Source organism: Mesorhizobium sp. B2-5-4 (assembly GCF_006441095.1).
Classification (GTDB): domain Bacteria; phylum Pseudomonadota; class Alphaproteobacteria; order Rhizobiales; family Rhizobiaceae; genus Mesorhizobium; species Mesorhizobium salmacidum.
The window spans coordinates 120,356-140,509 of record NZ_VFUR01000011.1 but is presented as its reverse complement, the minus strand read 5'-3'; the positions used below and the strand labels follow the sequence as shown (position 1 = coordinate 140,509).

Annotated in this window: 20 protein-coding genes; 9 read left to right on the top strand and 11 right to left on the bottom strand. The window is 63.0% G+C overall.

Features of this window, described 5'->3' with window-relative positions; genetic code table 11:
* Positions 1 to 235: 235 nt before the first annotated feature.
* Complete coding sequence (locus tag FJ492_RS16200) at positions 236 to 2,812, bottom strand: ATP-binding protein (RefSeq protein ID WP_140503694.1); 2,577 nt, start codon at positions 2,810 to 2,812, stop codon at positions 236 to 238.
* Positions 2,813 to 3,140: 328 nt separating this feature from the next.
* Between FJ492_RS16200 and FJ492_RS16195 the strand changes: the two genes are divergently transcribed.
* Positions 3,141 to 3,878 (top strand): flagellar biosynthetic protein FliO, encoded by a 738-nt coding sequence (locus FJ492_RS16195; RefSeq protein ID WP_140770876.1) that lies wholly within the window; start codon positions 3,141 to 3,143, stop codon positions 3,876 to 3,878.
* A gap of 116 nt (positions 3,879 to 3,994) precedes the next feature.
* Here FJ492_RS16195 and dksA read toward each other — a convergent pair whose 3' ends face one another.
* Positions 3,995 to 4,411 (bottom strand): RNA polymerase-binding protein DksA, encoded by a 417-nt coding sequence (dksA, locus tag FJ492_RS16190; protein ID WP_027144926.1) that lies wholly within the window; start codon positions 4,409 to 4,411, stop codon positions 3,995 to 3,997.
* A gap of 276 nt (positions 4,412 to 4,687) precedes the next feature.
* Between dksA and FJ492_RS16185 the strand changes: the two genes are divergently transcribed.
* The 4 genes from FJ492_RS16185 to FJ492_RS16170 all read left to right on the top strand — a co-directional run bounded on the left by FJ492_RS16185 (position 4,688) and on the right by FJ492_RS16170 (position 8,503).
* Positions 4,688 to 5,191, top strand: a complete 504-nt coding sequence (locus tag FJ492_RS16185) for a histidine phosphatase family protein (protein ID WP_140770874.1) — start codon at positions 4,688 to 4,690, stop codon at positions 5,189 to 5,191.
* A 76-nt stretch (positions 5,192 to 5,267) separates the two neighbouring features.
* Positions 5,268 to 6,746 carry a YcjX family protein gene (locus FJ492_RS16180; protein WP_140770872.1) on the top strand — a complete coding sequence of 493 codons (1,479 nt, stop codon included), beginning with the start codon at positions 5,268 to 5,270 and terminating at the stop codon, positions 6,744 to 6,746.
* Entirely contained in the window at positions 6,743 to 7,828 is a 1,086-nt protein-coding gene (locus tag FJ492_RS16175; protein ID WP_140503689.1) for a TIGR01620 family protein, read from the top strand. The genes FJ492_RS16180 and FJ492_RS16175 overlap by 4 nt, the downstream gene beginning before the upstream one ends.
* Positions 7,829 to 7,951: 123 nt before the next feature.
* Entirely contained in the window at positions 7,952 to 8,503 is a 552-nt protein-coding gene (locus tag FJ492_RS16170; protein WP_140770870.1) for a hypothetical protein, read from the top strand.
* Positions 8,504 to 8,608: 105 nt separating this feature from the next.
* On the opposite strand, the gene FJ492_RS16165 is transcribed toward FJ492_RS16170, so the two are convergent.
* The 3 genes from FJ492_RS16165 to FJ492_RS16155 all read right to left on the bottom strand — a co-directional run bounded on the left by FJ492_RS16165 (position 8,609) and on the right by FJ492_RS16155 (position 11,303).
* The gene (locus FJ492_RS16165) at positions 8,609 to 8,875 is read right to left on the bottom strand and encodes a hypothetical protein (RefSeq protein WP_140503685.1); all 267 of its coding nucleotides are present in this window, start codon (positions 8,873 to 8,875) and stop codon (positions 8,609 to 8,611) included.
* Between the two features lie 179 nt (positions 8,876 to 9,054).
* Positions 9,055 to 10,254, bottom strand: a complete 1,200-nt coding sequence (locus FJ492_RS16160; protein WP_140503683.1) for an MFS transporter — start codon at positions 10,252 to 10,254, stop codon at positions 9,055 to 9,057.
* 59 nt (positions 10,255 to 10,313) lie between these two features.
* On the bottom strand, positions 10,314 to 11,303 hold the full coding sequence (locus FJ492_RS16155) for an AraC family transcriptional regulator (protein WP_140503681.1): 990 nt from the start codon (positions 11,301 to 11,303) through the stop codon (positions 10,314 to 10,316).
* 160 nt (positions 11,304 to 11,463) lie between these two features.
* Between FJ492_RS16155 and FJ492_RS16150 the strand changes: the two genes are divergently transcribed.
* Together FJ492_RS16150 and FJ492_RS16145 are read left to right on the top strand one after the other, a co-directional pair.
* Positions 11,464 to 13,299: a monovalent cation:proton antiporter-2 (CPA2) family protein gene (locus tag FJ492_RS16150; protein ID WP_140770868.1), complete on the top strand. Its 1,836-nt coding sequence runs from the start codon at positions 11,464 to 11,466 to the stop codon at positions 13,297 to 13,299.
* 16 nt (positions 13,300 to 13,315) lie between these two features.
* A complete protein-coding gene (locus FJ492_RS16145) occupies positions 13,316 to 13,861 on the top strand; it encodes a DUF924 family protein (RefSeq protein ID WP_140503677.1) in 546 nt (181 codons plus the stop codon).
* A gap of 14 nt (positions 13,862 to 13,875) precedes the next feature.
* On the opposite strand, the gene folK is transcribed toward FJ492_RS16145, so the two are convergent.
* Genes folK through folP form a run of 3 tightly spaced genes read right to left on the bottom strand, consistent with a single transcriptional unit; the run spans position 13,876 to position 15,583 of the window.
* Entirely contained in the window at positions 13,876 to 14,388 is a 513-nt protein-coding gene (gene folK / locus FJ492_RS16140; protein ID WP_140503675.1) for a 2-amino-4-hydroxy-6-hydroxymethyldihydropteridine diphosphokinase, read from the bottom strand.
* Positions 14,372 to 14,731, bottom strand: coding sequence for a dihydroneopterin aldolase (folB, locus tag FJ492_RS16135; RefSeq protein ID WP_140503673.1), 360 nt, complete (start codon positions 14,729 to 14,731; stop codon positions 14,372 to 14,374). Before folB ends, folK begins: the two co-directional genes overlap by 17 nt.
* 3 nt (positions 14,732 to 14,734) lie before the next feature.
* Positions 14,735 to 15,583 carry a dihydropteroate synthase gene (gene folP / locus FJ492_RS16130; protein ID WP_140770866.1) on the bottom strand — a complete coding sequence of 283 codons (849 nt, stop codon included), beginning with the start codon at positions 15,581 to 15,583 and terminating at the stop codon, positions 14,735 to 14,737.
* Between the two features lie 114 nt (positions 15,584 to 15,697).
* On the opposite strand from folP, the gene FJ492_RS16125 reads away from it, so the two are divergent.
* Both FJ492_RS16125 and FJ492_RS16120 read left to right on the top strand, forming a co-directional pair.
* Positions 15,698 to 16,318: a DUF922 domain-containing protein gene (locus tag FJ492_RS16125; RefSeq protein WP_181165999.1), complete on the top strand. Its 621-nt coding sequence runs from the start codon at positions 15,698 to 15,700 to the stop codon at positions 16,316 to 16,318.
* Positions 16,319 to 16,538: 220 nt separating this feature from the next.
* The gene (locus FJ492_RS16120; RefSeq protein WP_140750130.1) at positions 16,539 to 18,020 is read left to right on the top strand and encodes an MDR family MFS transporter; all 1,482 of its coding nucleotides are present in this window, start codon (positions 16,539 to 16,541) and stop codon (positions 18,018 to 18,020) included.
* Here FJ492_RS16120 and FJ492_RS16115 read toward each other — a convergent pair whose 3' ends face one another.
* The 3 genes from FJ492_RS16115 to FJ492_RS16105 all read right to left on the bottom strand — a co-directional run bounded on the left by FJ492_RS16115 (position 18,021) and on the right by FJ492_RS16105 (position 19,955).
* Entirely contained in the window at positions 18,021 to 19,052 is a 1,032-nt protein-coding gene (locus FJ492_RS16115) for an NAD(P)/FAD-dependent oxidoreductase (protein WP_140770864.1), read from the bottom strand.
* An 89-nt stretch (positions 19,053 to 19,141) separates the two neighbouring features.
* Entirely contained in the window at positions 19,142 to 19,462 is a 321-nt protein-coding gene (locus tag FJ492_RS16110; RefSeq protein WP_027144910.1) for a 2Fe-2S iron-sulfur cluster-binding protein, read from the bottom strand.
* Between the two features lie 124 nt (positions 19,463 to 19,586).
* Complete coding sequence (locus tag FJ492_RS16105) at positions 19,587 to 19,955, bottom strand: Hpt domain-containing protein (protein WP_140770861.1); 369 nt, start codon at positions 19,953 to 19,955, stop codon at positions 19,587 to 19,589.
* Between the last annotated feature and the right edge of the window lie 199 nt (positions 19,956 to 20,154).

The following is a 20,154-nucleotide window of genomic DNA, read 5'->3' as shown; positions in this document are numbered from 1 at the left end:
CGGCATCAGAAATACCTAGTGGATAGAATCTAACACTTGGTGCCCACGTCTGACCGCTGCAATGATTTCGCGGGTCCCGAGTTCAGAAGAATGGCCTCGACACCACGTAGCGGTTGATGGCGGTTTGGAGATCGACGATGCTTTTGAAGGCGCCGCGCTTGAGGCTTGTTGGATATTCCCTCCGGCGAATACCGGTCCGGCCCGCGACAGGCACTCTTCCGTCAGGTCCGAACCACTAGGATTCAAGCACATCCTTCACGATCGTGGCCAGTTGCTTGAGCGAGAACGGCTTTGGCAGGAAGCCGAAATGCGCCTCCGCCGGCAGGTTCCTGGCGAATGCGTCCTCGGCATAGCCGGAGACGAAGACGAACTTGATGTCCGGCTGGCGTTTGCGCAATTCACCGAGCAGCGTCGGCCCGTCCATTTCCGGCATCACCACGTCGGAAACGACGATATCGACCTTGCCGCCGAGCGCTTCGAACACTTCCAGCGCCTCGACGCCCGAGGACGCCTCGTGAACGGTGTAGCCGCGCGAGGTCAGTGCCCGCATGCCACCCATGCGAACCGCGTCCTCGTCCTCGACCAGCAGCACCGTGGCCGACCCGGACAGGTCCTTGGCATTGTCGACCGGTTTGGCCGGCGCCGTGGCCGGCGCTTCGCCGGGTTCAGCTGCGTTTTTCGCTTCAGCGATGTGACGTGGCAGGAAGATGCGGAAAGTCGACCCCTTGCCGAGTTCGGAATCACAGAAAATGAAGCCGCCGGTCTGCTTGATGATGCCGTAAACCATGGACAGGCCAAGGCCCGTGCCCTTGCCGACCTCCTTGGTGGTGAAGAACGGCTCGAAGATCTTCTTCAGCACGTCGGGCGCGATGCCGCTGCCGGTATCCTCGACTTCGACCACCACATAGTCGGCCGCGGTGAGTTCGCGATAGGCAAAGTTCTTGCACTCCTCGGCGGTCACGTTGCGGGTGCGCACCGTGAGATCGCCGCCGGTCGGCATCGCGTCGCGCGCGTTGACCGCCAGGTTAACCACCACTTGCTCGAACTGGCCGATATCGACCTTGACCGGCCACAGGTCGCGGCCGTGGTCGACCTTGAGCTTGATGTCGTTGCCGACCAGCCGGGCAAGCAGCATCCTGAGATCGGCGAGTACGTCGGTGAGGTTCAGCACTTCCGGCCGCAGCGTCTGCTTGCGCGAGAAGGCCAGCAACTGTCTCACCAGGGAGGCCGCGCGATTGGCGTTCTGCTTGATGTTCATGATGTCTGGGAAGGACGGATCCGACGGCCGGTGATTGGTCAACAGCAGATCCGATGCCATGATGATGGCGGTCAGCACATTGTTGAAGTCGTGTGCGATGCCACCGGCGAGCTGGCCGACGGCCTGCATCTTCTGGCTTTGCGCCATCTGCCCTTCGAGCGCCTTCTGCTCGGTCGTCTCGACGGCGTAGACGATGGCCGATTCCTCGGCTCCTTCGCCGCCGGTGCCGTCGGCGACGGCGTTGACGTAGAAACGGATGTGCCGCTCTTCATTGCCGGGCAGCACGGTGTCGATCGGTTCGATGTCGGCCTGCCGCTGCCGGGCTTTCTCGAACGCGGCTGCAAAGGCCGGCCGATCGCGGTCATGGATCACGGTGTCGAGCCGCACGCGGCGATCCACGGCATCGCGGTCCACGACCGAGGAAAACAGCGAAAGAAAAGGTGCATTGGTGCGCAGGATGCGCCCGCTGGCATCGACACCGGCGATCGCCATCGGTGTCGAATTGAAGAAGCGGGTGAAGCGCACTTCCGAAGCGCGCAGATCGGCCGAGGCATCCTCGCCTTGCGTGCGGTTGAGCACGATGGTGCGTGTTGGGCCGCCGACGCCCTCCCGGCTGGCCGAAACGCGATGCATGAAGCGTACCGGCAGCGCCTCGCCGGTCATCGTCGTCAAGTCGAGATCGATGACCGCATTGCGCGTCGTGCCGGGATCCGCCTTGACGGAGCGCACCAGCGCCATGCCGTCGCCGGCAACGATATCTGGCAAGGTGACGGCGCCGGGCGTGAAGCTGGCAAGGTCGATGCCCAGCCATCCGGCGAGCGTGGCGTTGATATAGGTGACGCGGCCGTCCTGGTCGGCCGAAAAGAAACCGGCCGGTGCGTGGTCGAGGTGATCGATGGCCTTCTGCAGATCGAGGAAGAAACGCTCCTGCTCGGCCCGCTCCTGCGAAATATCGGCGAGCTGCCAGGCCAGCATCGGCAGCCGCTGGCCCGGGACGCTGAACGTGCGGGCGCGTGCCCGATACCAGCGGGCGCCCGGTTCAGCGCCGGGCCGGATCGATTGCGCGAGCCGGAACTCGCCGTCGCCCGGCTGCCCGTCACGCAGGCCGGACGCCAGCCGGTAGATGGTCACCGAGGCTTCGGGGATATCGGAGAGCAATCCTTCGACCGTCTTCAGGTCTGCGGCCGAGGAGGCCCCGGTCATATCGGCATAGGCCCGATTGGCGTAGACGACGCGGCCTTTGGTGTCCGTGACCAGCAGGCCCTGTGACATCGAGTCGACGAAAGCCTTGGACAGTTCGTCGCCCGTCGAGCGCGGTGTGATCTGCACGAAGCCGATCGCGGTCGCGAACAGGAAGCCGACGCCGATCATCGCCAGCACGCCGAGCATGCCGAGCAGGAAGGGATCGCCGAGGCGCTCCCGGAAAAGGCCGAAGACGATTGCCGCTCCCGTCAGAACGACGATGAAGATGATAAGCCGGGTGACCGCGCCCGGTCGCGTATTCTGGTCGACGATCGGTACCGGATAGAAATCGCCGCGCGCTTCCTTGGCCATATGCCCCCTGCTCGTGAAATCCGAGTTTCCGACACCCGCCCCTAATGCATGTCGCCCAAAAGCGACTTCGGTTTCGCGAAAACGACATGCATGAAAAACAAGGACCTAAAGCGCGTCGCATGAATCTGCTTCAGCGCGACGCGCTTTAGCCGGTTGAATCACATTCTCCTAGTCCGGAAAAGGCCCGGGCGGCAAATGTCAGATAAAAATGATGTCGGCCGGCCTTCCCTGTGTTTCAAGCTGTTCACGATGAGTGAAAGGCAACTTGCGGTGGCCAGTCGCAACGGTCTAGTGTCGCGTCACTTCCAAAACCGATCAGGGGGAACCAATGCAGTGGCTGGATAGCGTAGCGGGTCCCGGTTATGCGGCGGCACTCCTGTGGACCTTCGCGGCGCTGATCCTGCTGGTCATCGTTCTCATCATCGTCAGGCTCGTGCGCAACCTGACCTTCGGCACGTTTGTCGCGGGGGGCCGCAACCGCAAGACGCGGCTCGCTGTCATGGACGCCACCGCCGTCGACAGCCATCGCCGACTGGTGCTGGTGCGACGCGACGACATCGAACATTTGCTCCTGATTGGCGGCCCGACCGACGTTGTTGTCGAACGCGACATCCGCCTCGCCGCGCCGCGTCGTCCTGCGTTGACCGGAGATGGCGGCCTGCAGCCTGTCCCGGCGGCCGCGAAGCCGCGGCCGCCGCAGCCCGCTCCCGCGCCTCCCAGACAAGCACCCGCTCCACAGCCGGTGGCAGGACCCGCCCGCCAGCGCCCGGCAGCGCCGCCACCGGCCCCGGCTCCCACACCGAAACCAGCGGCGCAACCCTATCAGTCGACCAATGTCACGCCGCTGCCTGCCTATGGCTCCGCCAACGCCAATGCCGTCAGGCACGCGCCACCGCCGCCGCCGAGGCAGGACAGCATCGACGACACGCTGATGAAGGAACTCGAAGTTTCGCTAGACCAGCCCCAGTCCGGCGGGCCGGCCGACAAACCGGCAGCCAAGGCGCCGCCGTCGCTCGACGATGAAATGACCAGGCTTTTGGGCGAACTCTCGAGCCAGAAGAGATGATTTGCGCCCGGGCCGCCTGCCAGTGAGTTGAACCAGTCGACGTTCAAGCGCGCGCCGACGTCGAACAAAAATGGCCGGAGAACCGGCCATTTGGCAATCAATGCAGAGGCGATCTATCAGTCGTCGCGATAGACTTTTTCACGGCGCTCATGCCGCTCCTGCGCTTCGATCGACAAGGTAGCGATCGGGCGCGCGTCGAGCCGCTTCAACGCGATCGGCTCACCGGTCTCCTCGCAATAGCCATAAGTGCCTTCGTCGATGCGCTGCAGCGCCGAATCGATCTTTGAGATGAGCTTTCGCTGACGGTCACGGGCCCTGAGCTCGATGGCGCGGTCGGTTTCCGAAGAGGCGCGGTCGGCGAGGTCGGGATGGTTGGCGTTTTCCTGCTGCAGGATTTCGAGTGTTTCGCGCGCTTCGCGCAAGATGTCATTTTTCCAGGTGACGAGCTTCGAGCGGAAGTAGGATTTCTGCCGTTCGTTCATGAACGGCTCGTCTTCGGAGGGTACGTAATCGGCGGTAACGATGTCGTTCATTCGACTCACCCAACAGCCCCAAATTTGGCGCTTATATATTCGCCGCCAGACGCCTGCACAAGCGCAATCAACCGCCGACTCACGCAATTGTTAAAGTGTGTCTCCGGCCTTCGCCGGAGCGGGATAAATCTGTTTTGATGGCGAAAGTACGACGATGCTCGCCGATCGCCCTGCAAGTGATTCGCCGTGCCGAAGAACGCGCACCATTGTGCGCGAAGCTTTTCTCGTGGCTAATCGCGGCAGGACTTCGGCTTTTCGGGCGTCATTGGAGGTTGTGTGAGCAGGCTTTATCTGTTGCGACACGCCAAGGCCGGCTGGGCCTTGCCAGGCATGCGTGATTTCGATCGTCCACTCGACGCATCCGGCCGCGCCGATGCCGAAAAGATGGGGACCGCGATGCGATCCCGCTCCTATGTTCCGGACCTGACGCTGTGTTCCAACGCCAAACGCGCCAGGGAAACGCTCGAGGGACTGGCCGGCCAGACCGACACAGGCAAGGTGCTGTTTTTCGACACGCTCTACAGCGAAGACGCGGCCGGCTATCTCCGGCTCGTCCGGGATCATGGCGGACCCGGATCATTGCTGGTCATAGGCCACAACCCGATGACTGAGGATCTCGCCATGGCGGTTTCGGGCGATGGTGGCGAGACGGAGCGGGCAATGCTCAATCATGGCTTTCCGACCTCGGGTCTCGCCGTCGTCCGTTTCCCCGGCAATCTGGCGAAAGCGGCCCAGGGAACGGGTTATCTCGAAGCGTTCCTGACACCTGCCGATCTCTGATGCCGATTTCCAGCACCATTTCAAAGCCTGGTTCCAGCGCCTATATCGGACGGACGCAAGTCCGAGAGAGCACATTTTGGCATCATCGCTGACCACCTTCACCGACGAGGCAAGAATTGCCCTCGACACTTTGTCGGGACGTGCCACCGGACTTTTTTCTCCATCGCTGCGTCTGGGTGTCACGGGTCTCTCCCGCGCGGGCAAGACCGTCTTCATCTCGGCCTTCGTCCACAATCTGATCCACGGCGGACGCCTGCCGCTCTTCGAGGCGCAAAAATCGGGGCGGATCGCGCGCGCCTTCCTCGAACAGCAGCCCGACGATGCCGTGCCGCGTTTTCAGTACGAGGACCACATCGCCGCTCTGGTCAACGATCGCGTCTGGCCGGACTCGACCCGCGCCATTTCGGAACTGCGGCTGACGATCGAATATGAATCGGCCTCCGGCTGGAACCGCATGTTTTCGTCAGGCAAACTGTCGGTCGACATTGTCGATTACCCCGGCGAATGGCTGCTCGACCTGCCGCTGCTCGGCAAATCCTTCGCCGATTTTTCGCGCGAAGCCCTCGAAATGGCCACGCTGCCAGTGCGCGAGGACCTTTCGCGGCCCTGGCGAGCGATCTCGGCGAAAATCGAACCGAATGCCGACGCCGACGAAATGACGGCACGCCGGCTGGCTGATAGCTTCGCCGCCTATCTCAAGGCATGCAAGCTCGACGAGCGGGCGCTTTCGACCCTGCCGCCCGGACGTTTCCTGATGCCCGGCGACCTCGAAGGCTCTCCCGCACTGACCTTCGCGCCGCTGGCAGGCCTCGGAGACAGGCGCGCGCGCAACGGCTCGCTGCACGCCATGATGGAACGGCGCTACGAGGCCTACAAGACGCATGTCGTCAAACCGTTCTTCCGCGAGCATATCACGCGTCTGGACCGCCAGATCGTGCTCATCGACGCCATGCAGGCGCTGAACGCCGGGCCTGGTGCCATGGCCGACCTGGAGCGCGCCGTCACCGAGATCCTGAGCTGTTTCCGTCCTGGCCGGGGCAGCTTCCTCACCGACCTTTTCTCCCGGCGTATCGACCGCATCCTGGTCGCTGCGACCAAGGCCGATCATCTGCACCACGAAAGTCATGAGCGGCTGCAGGCCATCGTGCGGCGCCTGGCTGACCGCGCCGTGGCGCGGGCGAATTTCACCGGCGCCGATGTCGACGTGGTCGCCATGGCGGCGGTGCGCGCAACCCGCGAGGGTACCGTAAAGCAGGGCCGCGAGACATTGCCTGTTATCATCGGCACGCCGATCGCCGGCGAGAAGATCAATGGCGAAACATTCGATGGAAAGACGGAAACAGCTATATTTCCTGGTGATTTACCGGAAAACATTGATGCTGTTTTCGACCTTTCGGGGTCGGACCACAGGCAGGACCCCACGGACCCGGCAATCCGCTTCGTCCGGTTCCGTCCGCCGAAACTCGAACGCACTGCCGAAGGTGTCACGCTGTCGCTGCCGCATATCAGGCTCGACCGCGCCTTGCAGTTCCTGATCGGAGACCATCTGGCATGACCGCGCCCCGCAAACCGGCGGCATTCCGTATCGAGCCGGAAGCCGCGCCGAAACAAGACGCGCCGCAAGCGCGCCAGGCCGAACCGCCGCGCAAACCGCGCCCGATGAAGGCCGATGTGGCGCTGGTCATCCCGGCGGAGGTCGACGTTTTCGACGAACCGGACATTGTTGCCGCCGAGCCACCGCCGGCGGTCGCCCCCAGAAGGCGCTCGGTTCTCGGCAGCATCTTTTTCGGCGCCTTCGGCGTGCTGGTTTCGCTGGCTGTCGGCCTGTGGACCGACCAGTTGATACACGATCTCTTTGCCCGCGCCGAATGGCTGGGCTGGCTGGCCGCCGGCATGGCGGCGATTGCGCTGCTGGCGCTTCTGGTGATCCTGATCCGCGAATTCCTGGCGATCGCCCGCCTCGCCGAGGTCGAAAAGCTGCAGAAGCGCGCGCTCAATGCCATCGCGCGTGACGATCCGAAGGCGGCACGCGCGGTGGTCGATGAACTGTCGGCCTTTGTCGCGGCCAAACCCGAGACCGCGGCTGGCCGGCGCGCGCTGGCCGAATTGCGCGGCGAGATCATCGACGGCGCCAATCTGGTGCGCCTGGCGGAAGCGGAAATCCTCGGTCCCCTCGATGTCAGGGCCAAGGTGATGATTCTCGAGGCCGCCAAGCGGGTCTCATTGGTGACGGCGGTGAGCCCGCGCGCGCTCGTCGATGTCGCCTATGTCGTCTTCGAGGCCGGGCGCCTCATCCGCCGGCTGTCGGAACTCTATGGCGGACGGCCCGGAACGCTGGGTTTCTTCCATCTGGCGCGCAGTGTGCTGGCGCATCTGGCGGTCACCGGCTCGATTGCCATCGGCGACAGCTTTGTCCAACAGATCGTCGGCCACGGCCTGGCGGCGCGCCTCTCGGCAAAGCTCGGCGAGGGCGTCGTCAACGGCATGATGACGGCGCGCATCGGCATCGCGGCGATGGAGACGGCGCGCCCCCTGCCCTTCAGCGCCGCCAAGCGCCCGGGACTGGGCGATTTTCTCGCCGCCCTGACATCGTTCGCGACCAAGAAAGACGCCGAAACAGCCGGCTCCGCCAAATAGCGTCCAGCTCTTTGGGACGGTGCTCGGATTGCGGTTTCGAAGGCTCCCGGTGACGAAGCATTAACCAATCTTCTTCATGGTCAAACCGGTTTCAAACAGTCTCGTTGTTGCCGGGTGTCGTCGATGAAAAGCGTAATTCTGTCCAGCATCCTGCCCCTGGCGGCGGCGATCACAGCGGTCGCCGGTATTGCCTCCGGGGCCTGCGCCGGAGAGCCGGACAAGCAGTTTTTCCAGTCGGCCGAAGGCAAGTGGATTGGCCCCGGCGAGATCGTCGCCGGCAAGTACAAGGGCACGAAATTCAACTGCAGCTTCACCGGCGCCACCCCCGACGGCAAGATGGGCATGACGCTTGACGGCGATTGCCGGGTCGGCATGTTCACCCAGCCGATGTCGGCCAAGATCGAGCGCAAGGGCCGCGACTACAAGGGTTCCTTCATGGGTGGCGCGGCCGGTGCCGGCCTCGATATCATCGGCGGCAATGTCGTCGACGCCCGCAAGGTCGTCTTCACCATCAACCGCAACCAACTGCGCGGCGTCATGCAGGCACGCATTCCCGACGACAATTCGATGACGGTGACGATCGCCGTGCGCGTTCAGGACCAGTTGGTGCCGGTCATCGGCATGAGTCTTAAGCGGGTCGATGCCGTCGAAGTCGGCTCCATCTCGCCGAACTGAGCGACGAAAATCGCTTCACACTTTCCTGGAATTGCTCGAATACACCCCAAAAAAACCAAAGAGGCGGCAGCCCATCGCCACCGCCTCCTTTGAAACAGTCGGGCGTCAGCCCTTGATCGCGGCGGTCACCTCGTCATACGCCTTGCAGGCGTCGGCCAGGGTCGTAGAGCCCTGATATTTGGTCGTCACCGCCTGGACCTTGGCGGTCAGGTCAGCCGCCTTGGAGGGATCCTTGGTGATCGCCTCCTGCAGCGCGGCGGCCATATCCTGCGCCTTCTTGGTCGCCATCTCGGTCGTGCATTCCGGCGCCTTCGAACAGGCGGAACCGGCAAGCACCGCCAGCCCGACGGCAACGAGCAAAAACTTCTTCATGTCAGTCATCTCCTCAAAAGGGTGGGACATGATCGCCGCGCACCCCCAATGGCCGAAGCCGAGCGTGCTTAGCCTTCGACTGCGGCAACAAGCAACGCGTTACCGACGTCAACTTGTGTAACGCGCCTGCAACATTGCCAACGACCGGATTCAGGCTACTGTGTCGGTGGCGGCAAAGTTCAGCTGCGCGGTTGTAGCAGTGCCAAGACGGCCGTCGATGCGGCAAGGATGGCAGTCGCAGTCAAAGGCGCTGTCGGGCCATAAGTATCCACAACATAACCGCCGACAACCGCGCCGATGGTGATGGCGACCTGAAAGGACGCGACCATCAGGCTGCCCGCTGCTTCCAGCGCGTCCGGCGCCGCGCGAGACAGATTTGTCGGCAGCACCACCGGCGCCATGCCGAAGGCGAAGCCCCATAGCGTGGCGAAGCCAAAGGCAACGCCGATGTGCACGCCCCAAAGCACCAATGCCAGCGCCGCGAACGCCATCAATGCGGCCGTAACCACGAGAGCCACGTGGATATTGGCGTCGGCCATGCGGCCACCGGCAATATTGCCGATCACAGCCGCGATGCCAAATCCGAGCAACGCCAGGGCAATTGGCCCGGTCGCAAGGAGCGTCACGTGTTCGAGAAACGGACGTACATAGACCGAGCCGGCAAAATGCCCCGTCATCAGCAAAAGGATAGCAAGCATACCGAGTTGAATGCCACGTCGCCGTGTCAGCCGAAGGACGTCTGCAAGACTATTGCTTGCCGTTGCAGGCAAGGTCGGCAGGCTGAGTAACTGCAGCAGCATGGCAAGCAAGGCCAACCCCGCCGTCATGGCCATGGCGCTGCGCCAACCCAGCCAGTCGCTGATCAACGCGCCCATCGACGGTGCGGCGATTGTTGCGAGCGAGACGCCGAGGGTGACGATAGCCATGCCCCGCCCCGTCGCATTGGCGCCAACCAGCCTCGCCACGACGGCTACCGAAAGGGCCCAGAAAGCGCTGAGAGCGATCCCCAGCCCGGCCCGGCCCAACAATAACAGCCAGAAATTGGGCGCCAGCGCCGCAAGAATGTTGGAACCGACCGCCAAGGCCATGAGGCCGACAAGCACCGTCTTGCGGTTCAATCGGCCGATGAGGACATTGCTCAACATGGCCGTCAAGGCGCCGACGGAAGCGGTGGCGGTGACCACCTGCCCAGCCGTCCCCTCGCTGATGCCGAGATCGCGCGCCATCGGCGTCAACAGACCTGCCGGGAGGAATTCGGCGGACACCAACGCAAAGCTGGTGGCCGCCAACGAAAGGACCGCGAACCATGTGGTTGCGCTCCACGTGGTCGGCGCGGCGTCTATCGCCGCGTCTTCAAGCTGTAATGTTGTGTCAGTCACGGAAGGATCTCCAAAGTTTGGAGATCTTCATAAACAAGTCTTTTCGGATGATATGTATCTCAAAATCCGAAATTCATGTCTATTCGTCCGGGAATTGTGCGACGCACAACGCCCGGCGAGACATTAGTGATGCGCTTGAAGGCGCGAGCGAAGGATGCCTCGGAATCATAGCCCAAGCGGGTAGCAACCTCGGCCACCGACAAGCCGTTTTGCCCCAACAAATCGCGGGCAAGCTGCATGCGCAGACGGGCGAGATAGCGTGCCGCGCCTTCTCCCAATACGGCACTGAAGCGCTTCGCGAAAATCGAGCGAGATTGGCCTGCCAGGCCGGCGAGGCTTTCGAGCGTCCAGTTATGGCCGGGGTCTCTGTGCATGGCTGCCAGAGCGCGGCCAATATGGGGGTCGCGGATGGCCGCGAGCCATCCGGTGGTCGAAGCCCCCGTGCAATTGACCCAGCAGCGAATGAGCCGGGCTGTCAGCAAGTCCGCCATACGAGACAAGATGGTGGCGCTGCCCATCTGCGGTTGCGCGGCTTCCGCGGTCATAGCCGCCAGCAAAGGACCAACGATCGCGTCATTGCCGGCCACGTCGCAACCCCTGATGATGGGCGGCATCAACGTAATTAGCGGGTTTAGCGCACAGGCACTCAAGGCCATGGAGCCGCAGAAAAGGGTGCTTGTCGCGCCTGTGCCTTCCCGCACCACTTCGCAGACGTTGCCCCCCAACTTGGTCACCTGGCAACGCTCGAGCGAGTCGCCCACGACGTCCGGCGCACTCGCCAGCCGATGGGCGATACCTTGCGGCAGCAGCACCAGATCGCCATCGCGCAACTCCTGCCAGCCTTGCGCTTCGGTATAAATCCAGCATGGACCCTGACCAACAAAGTGAAAACGAAGCAGCGATTGTTGCGGAAATTCTATGCTCCAAGGATGTCGGAGCTCGCAGCGACCATAATTGACGCCACTCAAGCGAAAGTCCTGTAGAACTTCGCTGAGCGCATCCATCGGGATGTGAGGCGGGGGACTCGGCCGGGACGAATAGTCAAGCATCTGGCTTATGTAGATACCAGTCGTCCGACAGGCAAGCGGAGACCGTTGTTCCACCAGGGGAATCGCTTCAACGGCATCTACCCGTCCTGGCAGGCTCCCCGCCCTTGCCTCCCCCTCCAACTGCATGCAAGGAGTGATGTCGGACACAGGGACAAGAGGCATGGCAGCGGAAGCATCAGGCAGCGATCTCATTCAGGTGGTGGCGCTGCTGGCGGCGGGTGTGGTGGCCGTCCCGATCTTCAAGCGCATGGGTCTCGGTTCGATTCTCGGTTACCTGGCCGCCGGCGTGGTGATCGGCCCATTCGGCATCGGTGTCTTTTCTGAATCGGGAGCCATCCTCCACGTCGCCGAACTCGGCGTCGTCATGTTCCTGTTCATCATCGGCCTGGAAATGCAGCCGTCGCGGCTCTGGGGCCTGCGCCGCGAGATCTTTGGGCTTGGCGCGCTTCAAGTCGGGGTATGCGCCGTGCTGCTGACCGGTGTCGGCATGGCCGGAGGGTTTCCGATCGCGCAATCCTTCGTCGCCGGCGCCGGTTTCGTGCTGACCTCGACGGCCATTGTCATGCAGCTTCTTGAGGAACGCGGCGAAATCGCCTCGCCCAAGGGCCAACGCATCGTTTCCATCCTGCTGCTGGAGGATCTGGCGATCGTGCCTCTGCTCGCCCTGATCGCTTTCCTGGCGCCCGGCGGTGCCGATACCAGCCTGTCGGAGCGGCTGACCGAGGTCGGCATCGGCCTCGCCGCGATCGTGGGACTGGTGGTGGCGGGACGCTATCTGCTCAACCCCTTCTTCCGCATCCTGGCGGATGCCCGTGCGCGCGAAGTGATGACGGCCGCGGCTCTTCTGGTCGTACTCGGGTCGGCGCTCGCCATGCAGCTCAGCGGCCTGTCGATGGCGATGGGCGCGTTCCTGGCCGGCGTGCTGCTCTCGGAATCGACCTTCCGCCATCAACTCGAAGCCGACATCGAGCCGTTCCGCGGCATCCTGCTCGGCCTGTTCTTCCTTGCGGTCGGCATGTCGCTCGATCTGCATGTGGTGGCCGCGAACTGGAAGCTGATCGCCACCTATGTCGTCGCCTACATGATGATGAAGGCTTTCGGCATCTACATCGTCGCCCGCATTCTGAAATCAGGCCACCGCGAGGCGCTGGAACGCGCGATCTTCATGGCGCAAGGCGGTGAATTCGCTTTCGTGCTCTATTCCGCGGCCGCCGCCGTGGGTATCATCGATGGCCAGGCAAACGCGACGCTGACGGCGATCGTCATCATCTCCATGGTGCTGACGCCGCTGGCGATCATTGCCTTGCGCTATTTCACGCCGCGCGACGAGCAGTCGCTGGATGGCGTCGAAGTCGCCGACGGCCTGACCGGCAGCGTGCTGGTCATCGGCTTCGGCCGCTTCGGCCAGATCGCGAGCCAACCCCTGCTCTTGCGCGGCATCGACGTCTCGATCATCGACAACGATGTCGAGATGATCCAGGCGGCCGCCGATTTCGGCTTCAAGGTCTATTATGGCGACGGCACGCGGCTGGACATCCTGCACGCGGCCGGGGCCGGCCGCGCGCGGGCCGTGCTCATCTGTGTCGACAAGCCCGACGCCGCCACCCGGATCGCCGAACTCGTCAAGGCGGAGTTTCCCTTGCTTACGGTGCTGGCACGTGCGTTCGACCGCGGCACGGCACTGCAACTCATTCGCGCCGGCGTCGACTATCAGCTGCGCGAAACCTTCGAATCGGCGCTCGTCTTTGGTGGCTCGACCCTCGAGGCGCTGGGCGTCGATCCCGAAGACGTCGCCGAAACGATCGAGGACGTCAGGCGCCGCGACACGGCCCGGTTCGAGACCCAGCTCGCCGAAGGCATCCGCTCGGGACAGCGTTTCCTGAAAGGCAATATCGGCACGCCGATCCCGGCCCCGCTTTCCACGCCCCGCCGTCCCGGTCAGGCGCTCAACGAGGAAACGGCCGGCGTCCTGCATAAATCCGAACCGGCGAATTGAATTGGGGAATCAGGCAATGGAACTGGACAGCAGAGCCCTGTCGGTCACCAAATTCTGGCGCGACGCCGGCGAGGATGCGTGGTTCGAGAAGAACAACGCTTTCGATGCCGATTTCCGCGACGGCTTCCTCGACCTCCATTACGCCGCCGCGCGCCGTGAATACGACGACTGGTCAGGATATGCCGAAGGCTCGCTGGCGCTGATGATCCTGCTCGATCAGTTTCCGCGCAATTGCTTTCGCGGCACCGGCCATATGTATGCCACCGACCCGTTGGCGAAGCATTTTGCGCAAAAGGCGGTCGCTGCCGGCCATGATATCGTGCTGGAACCGGAGGTCCGAGTGTTCCTCTATTTGCCGTTCGAACATTCGGAAAACCTTGCCGACCAGGAACTGTCCGTCGAACTTCACACCGCCAGGGCCGAGTTCAATCTGAAATACGCGCTGGAACATCGCGACATCATCCAGCGCTTCGGCCGTTTCCCGCACCGCAACAGAATGCTCGGCCGCGAGACGACTGCTGAGGAAAAAGCGTTCCTGGATGACGGTGGTTTCTCCGGCTGATACCGCCGGTCTAGCTAGCGCAGCCACCAGTCGCGGCCGGACGGCAGCCGCTCGATGCCGGCCGCATCGACCGCGCCCAGGCGATCGACAACGCGTTTGCCGTCTACGGTAAGGTCTGGCGCGATCTCGGCCAGCGGCGCCAGCACGAAGGCGCGCTCCAGCATGCGCGGATGCGGCACTTCGAGGCCCGTTTCATGGATGATGCGGTCGCCGAACACCAGGATGTCGATGTCGATGAGGCGCGGCCCCCACCTCTCCTCGCGCACACGTTTGAGCTTTCGCTCGGCATCGAGGCAGAGGTCGAGCAATGTCCGCGGCGACAGCCGTGTCGACAATTCGGCGGCCGCGTTGAGGAAGTCCGGCTGGTCGAGCTTGCCCCAGGGCGGCGTCCGGTAGAGCGAAGAAACGGCGGCCACGTCAGTGTCGGTATCGGCGTCGAGCAGGCGCAACGCGGCCCCCATCGACTTGGCCGGATCACCGAGATTGCCGCCGAGGCTCAGATAGACGGTGTTACTCGGGCCAGACAACGGTCACCTCGACGTAATCGAGCACGCCAGGCACCGGGGCATTCGGCTTCCGAACGGTAACCTCGGCTTTGCGGATCTGGGGAAAGCGCCCGGCGAGAGCCTTTGCGACTTCCAGGGCCAAGGCCTCGATCAGGAAACGCCTGTGTCCAGTGATGATTTCCTCAATGACGGTGAAGGCGACGCCGTAATTGACGGTTTCCCCGATGGCGTCATCGACGAGCGCGCGTCCGGGCTCGACGGTGAGCGAGGCATCGACATAGAAGCGCTGACCGAGCGCTTCTTCCTCGTCCAGCACGCCGTGCCGGGCAAAGAAGGCGCAATTCTTCATGCGGATGACATACATGGCTCAGCGTTCCGATCCGGTTTCCCGCGCCAGCATAGCATCCGCCACGGCCAGCGCGTCCACGTTGATTGCGACATCATGGACGCGAAACAGATGCGCGCCCTTGAGCCGGAGAATGACGCTGGTCGCCGCCGTCCCGGCTGCCCGGTCGGCTGCATCGCGACCGGTGACGGTGCCGATGAAGCGCTTTCGCGACGTACCGGCCATCAGTGGGAAGCCGAGTGCATCAAGCTCGGAAAACCGTGCCATCAGGTCGAGGTTTTCCTCAGCCGTCTCCTTGGCGAAACCAAAGCCGGGGTCGAGCACGATCTGGTCGTCGGCGACACCTTGCCCGCGCCCGATCTCCAGCGATTTCCCCAGGAACGCCAGCTGGTCCGCGATCACGTCGGGAAGCTTCTCGCGATCCCGGCCGGTATGCATGATGACGAGCCCGGCGCCGGTTTCGGCCGCCACTCGCGCAATGTCGGGCTCGCGCTGCAGACCCCAGACATCATTGACGATGTGCGCGCCGGCGGCCACGGCGAGCCGCGCTGTCTCCGCACGATAGGTGTCCACCGAGATCAGCACGTCGCCCGCACGTGCCAGCGCCTCGATCACCGGCAGGATACGGGCCTGCTCCTCGGTGGCCGAGATCGCGGCGGCGCCCGGCCGAGTGGATTCTCCGCCGACATCGATGATTGCGGCGCCTTCCCCGATCATGCGGCGCGCCTGGACCAGCGCGGTTTCGGGAGCATCAAACAGGCCGCCATCGGAGAAGCTGTCGGGCGTGACATTGAGGATGCCGACCACCACGGCCTTGCCGCCAAGCCCGAGATGGCGCCCATGCGCCAGCTGCCATCGCCCCGCCGTCATTGCGCATCAACCATGGGCTCATCAACCAAGAGGTCATCAACGATGTGTGATCCGCATCGGATCAGTTCCGTTGCGTCGGCAAAGGCCGTAAAGCAAGGTGACAGAAGAGGCAACATGATGACACGATCCCTGCTCTGCGCACTGCTGCTTACCGCCGCCGTTCCGGCGGATGCGGCCAATCTGGTGAAGACATACAGCTATTTCGCCATCGGCGGCAGAACGCTGGAGGATATCGAGCAGCAACTCGCCAAACACGGGCCGCAGGTCAAAAGCACGGGATCGCGCCACCCTGGCGCCACCCAGATGGCCTTCACGACACGCATCAGCTACGCTAGCCAGTCCGGCTCCTGCCGGATCGCCGACGCGGTCGTGACCGTCAAGGTCAAGGTGATCCTCCCCGAATGGCGCCGGCCGCGCAAAGCCGATGCCGACGTGCGGCTGTTCTGGGATACATTGTCGGCCGACATCAAGCGCCATGAAGACCGCCATGTCGAGATCGCCAAGAACCACGGCCGTGCACTCGAAGACGCGTTGAAGGCAAGCTATCCGCAGAAGGATTGCGATGCGGCAAAGGCCAAGGCCGCCAAGATCACGGCAGTTGAGCTTGCCAGACACGATCAGGATCAGCTGCGGTTTGACCTTGTCGAAGGCGCCAATTTCGAAAGCCGCATCCTGCGGCTGATGCGCTACCGGATGGAACGCATCGGAAGTGGCCAATTGCCGCCGCCGACCTGAATCTCCTCACCGCTTCCGTTGGTCTGGATGCAAGCCAACCGGGCGGAAGCGTAGTGCCAGTTTCGATTTTTTTCGAGCACTAGTCGAAATAGGCCTATACGGAACGACATATCCAGGGTTGCTACGCGCACAAGCTGGAAGCACGAGCATCACGATCGATCGCACCGCGGATGCACCAGACAGACCCGATGCGGCAGCGCAAAGCGCATGGACGAGAATTATGGACCAGGCTGTCGACAAGCAGGTCATCGCGGCGGCGAACGCGCCGCTGACCGAAAGCGAAAAGAACGCTATCATCGGCGGCGTCCTCCTGTCGATGCTGCTGGCAGCCCTTGACCAGACCATCGTCGCGCCCGCCATGCCGACCATCGGGCGCTCGCTCGGCCATGCCGAATACCTGCCATGGATCGTCACTGGTTACCTCTTGACCGCAACCGCCGTGGCACCGCTCTACGGCAAGATTTCCGACGTCCATGGACGGCGACCGACCGTCTATGCGGCAATCCTCATCTTTCTCGCCGGATCGCTGGTCAGCGCACTGGCCCCCAACATGTTCGTTCTTATCCTGGGGCGCGCGATCCAGGGGGCTGGTGGCGGCGGCCTCTTCGCGCTGACGCAGACCGTGGTCGGAGACCTTGTCCCGCCGCGCGAGCGCGCGCGCTATGCGGCGTGGTTCTCCGGCACCTGGGCCGTTGCCAGCGTCGCCGGGCCGCTGCTGGGCGGCACTTTTGCTGAACATCTGCACTGGTCCCTCATCTTCTGGATCAACATCCCGCTGGGCTTTGTTGCGATGGCGATCATCAACAAGCCGCTCAAGAAGCTGCCGATCGCGGCCAAGAATCACAGCATCGATGGTCTCGGCGCATTGCTGCTCATCGTCGCCACGGCGCTGTTGCTGCTGGCGCTGAACTGGGGCGGCAGCGCCTATCCCTGGTTATCGCCGGAAGTCATTGGCGTCCTGGCGTGCTCCGCGCTTTTCTGGGGCGCCTTTGCCCTGCGGCTGACGCGGGCGGGCGAACCGCTCATTTCGCTTGAGGTATTAAGCAACCCGATCGTCCTGGCCGGCACTCTGTCGATGTTCCTGCTCCAGGCCGCCAGCGTCGGCCTTGCCGTCTATCTGCCTGTCTATCTGCAATCGATACTTGGCCTGACGGCGAGCGAGTCGGGCATTGCAATGCTTGGGCTACTGCTTGGAACCGTGGGCGGCGCCGCGTCCAGCGGCCGCCTGATACCGCGCTTCACCCACTACAAGCGCATCGCCATGGTCGGCGTCATCTTCGCCATCCTTTGCATGGGCCTGCTGGCCTTTGTCGCCGGCCATTCATCGCTGCTTGTCGTCGAAGTCCTGACCATCTGTATCGGGCTGGGAACCGGTACGACGTTTCCGGTAACCACCGTATCCGTGCAGAACGCCGTCGACCGAATGCATCTCGGCGTAGCGACTGGGGTGCTTACCTTTCTGCGTTCGCTGGGCAGTGCATTGGGGGTCGCGATGCTCGGCGCCGTCGCTCTGGGCTTCGGATTGCCGCTGGCCGGTGAAGGCGTTGAGGTGGCCGGACATGTCGTATCGGCCGAACCCTTCGCGATGATCTTCCTCGTCGCGGCCGGCACTCTGGGACTGGGCCTCATCGCGCTGACCCTGATGCCCGAGAAAGAACTTCGAGGCCACGTCGACGATCCGGCGCCGATCCTGTCGGAATAATTAGCCCGAGACGCCGAGCTTCTTCTGCAGGCTGGTCGACGAAGTCGTGTACTGGAATACGATGCGTTCGCCAGGGCTGATGACGCGCTTGGCGGCCTGCGCCATCAGCGCCACCTCGTGGAAACCCGACAGGATCAGCTTCAGCTTGCCCGGATACGAGTTGATATCGCCCACCGCGAAAATGCCGGGCACCGATGTTTGGAACTTCTCGGTGTCGACCGGGATCAGGTTCTCGTGGAGATCGAGCCCCCATTCCGCGATCGGGCCGAGCTTCATGGTCAGTCCGAAGAACGGCAGCATGCGGGTACAAGGCACCTCGATGTCGCCATCCGGACCGCCCTTGATCGTGGCCGATGCCAGCTGGCCTTCGGCCCCGGTAAGTCCGGCCACCTGGCCGACCCTGAATTCCAGCTGCTTCATCTCCTGCATGGCGTACATCTTGTTGACGCTGTCGGGCGCCGCGCGAAACTCTGGCCGCCGATGAACGAGCGTCACGCTCTTTGCCACCGGCTGCAGGTTCAGCGTCCAGTCAAGCGCCGAATCGCCGCCGCCCACGATGACCAGGTCATGGCCGCGAAAATCCTCCATCCGGCGGACCGAATAGAAGACGCTCGTGCCCTCAAAGGCTTCGATGCCGGGAATTGGCGGGCGCTTCGGCTGGAATGAGCCGCCGCCGGCGGCAATCACCACCACCTTGGCCTCGAACACCTCGTTCTCGTCGGTGGTCACGCAAAAGCCGCCGTCGTCCAACTTTTCGAGGCTGGAGACCATGCGGTTGTAGGTGAAGTCGGGCTTGAACGGCGCAACCTGCTCGAGCAGCTTGTCAACGAGCCCTTGCGCCGAGATCGAGGGCCAGCCGGGAATGTCGTAGATCGGCTTTTCCGGATAGAGTTCCGCGCATTGGCCGCCGGGCTTGTCGAGAATGTCGATCAGATGGCACTTCAGGTCCAACAGGCCGAGCTCGAATACCGCGAACAGGCCGACCGGCCCTGCCCCGACAATGAGGACGTCTGTGCTGATGATGCCGGTCATGATGCGCCTCGCTGCGAAAGTCCTGGCGAGACTGCATGACCGTTGGCCCGCTGCCAAGCGTCAGCGGGAAAAATCGCCGATGTTGGATTTCAGCCCTGACGTTCGGGAACCCGCACGATCAGGCCGTCGAGAGCGTCGCGCACCTTGATCTGGCACGACAGGCGCGAGTTCGGCTGGACCTCATAGGCGAAGTCCAGCATGTCTTCTTCCATCGCCTCGGGCTCGCCGACTTCAGCCGTCCATGCCTCGTCGACATAGACATGGCAGGTCGCACAGGCGCAGGCGCCGCCGCACTCCGCCTCGATGCCCGGCACGGCGTTGCGGATGGCGTTTTCCATGACCGTCGAACCGTTTTCGGCATCCACGTCGAAATGTGTGCCGTCATGGGCGATGAAGGTCAGTTTGGTCATTTGTCACCTGAAGGGGAGTTTCGCCCGAGACGAAAGGGAATTTTGCCCGAGATAATCACTCCGGCAAACAAGTCAACTGCCGCGCGAAAGCGGCGCTCCGTGACGTTTTTGTCGCAAACCGGAATCAGCGACTGATGGCGGCGATGAAGTCGCGCACTTCGTCGATCAGCCCGCCGAGCCGCTTGAGGGTCTGGACATCCTCCGGCCGGTGCTCGATATCGGTGGCGCAATCGGCGATGGCGAAGGCGCCCACACCGCGGGCCGACCCTTTCAAGCCGTGAGCCAGCAGAAGCCGGTCCTTGATGTCGGCATCGACTATTTTGTCGCGCACCGATAGTGCCTGCTGTACAAATAGCGCCAGCACCTCTTGCTCGAGGGCGCGGTCGCCCATCGTTTGCCGGCCAAGGTGTGCCAAATCGACCGGCCGGGACTGCCTCGTTCCCGATACGTCGCCCCCGGGCATTGAGAAGGCAATGCCGCTTTCGCCACGCATGAACTCGAACTCCATTTTCTTCGGCCGCCCTGAAAAACTAGGCGATTCCAGTGGACAACGGGTTAATGAATGGCCGGGAAAAATGTTGCGAAAGCGGCGCCCAAATCACGGTTGCGTTAACCTTATATTTAAAGTTTTACGTATCCCGCGGAATGCATGTTTTCTTTACCCCCCTGTGTCATTACGATACGAGGGTCCA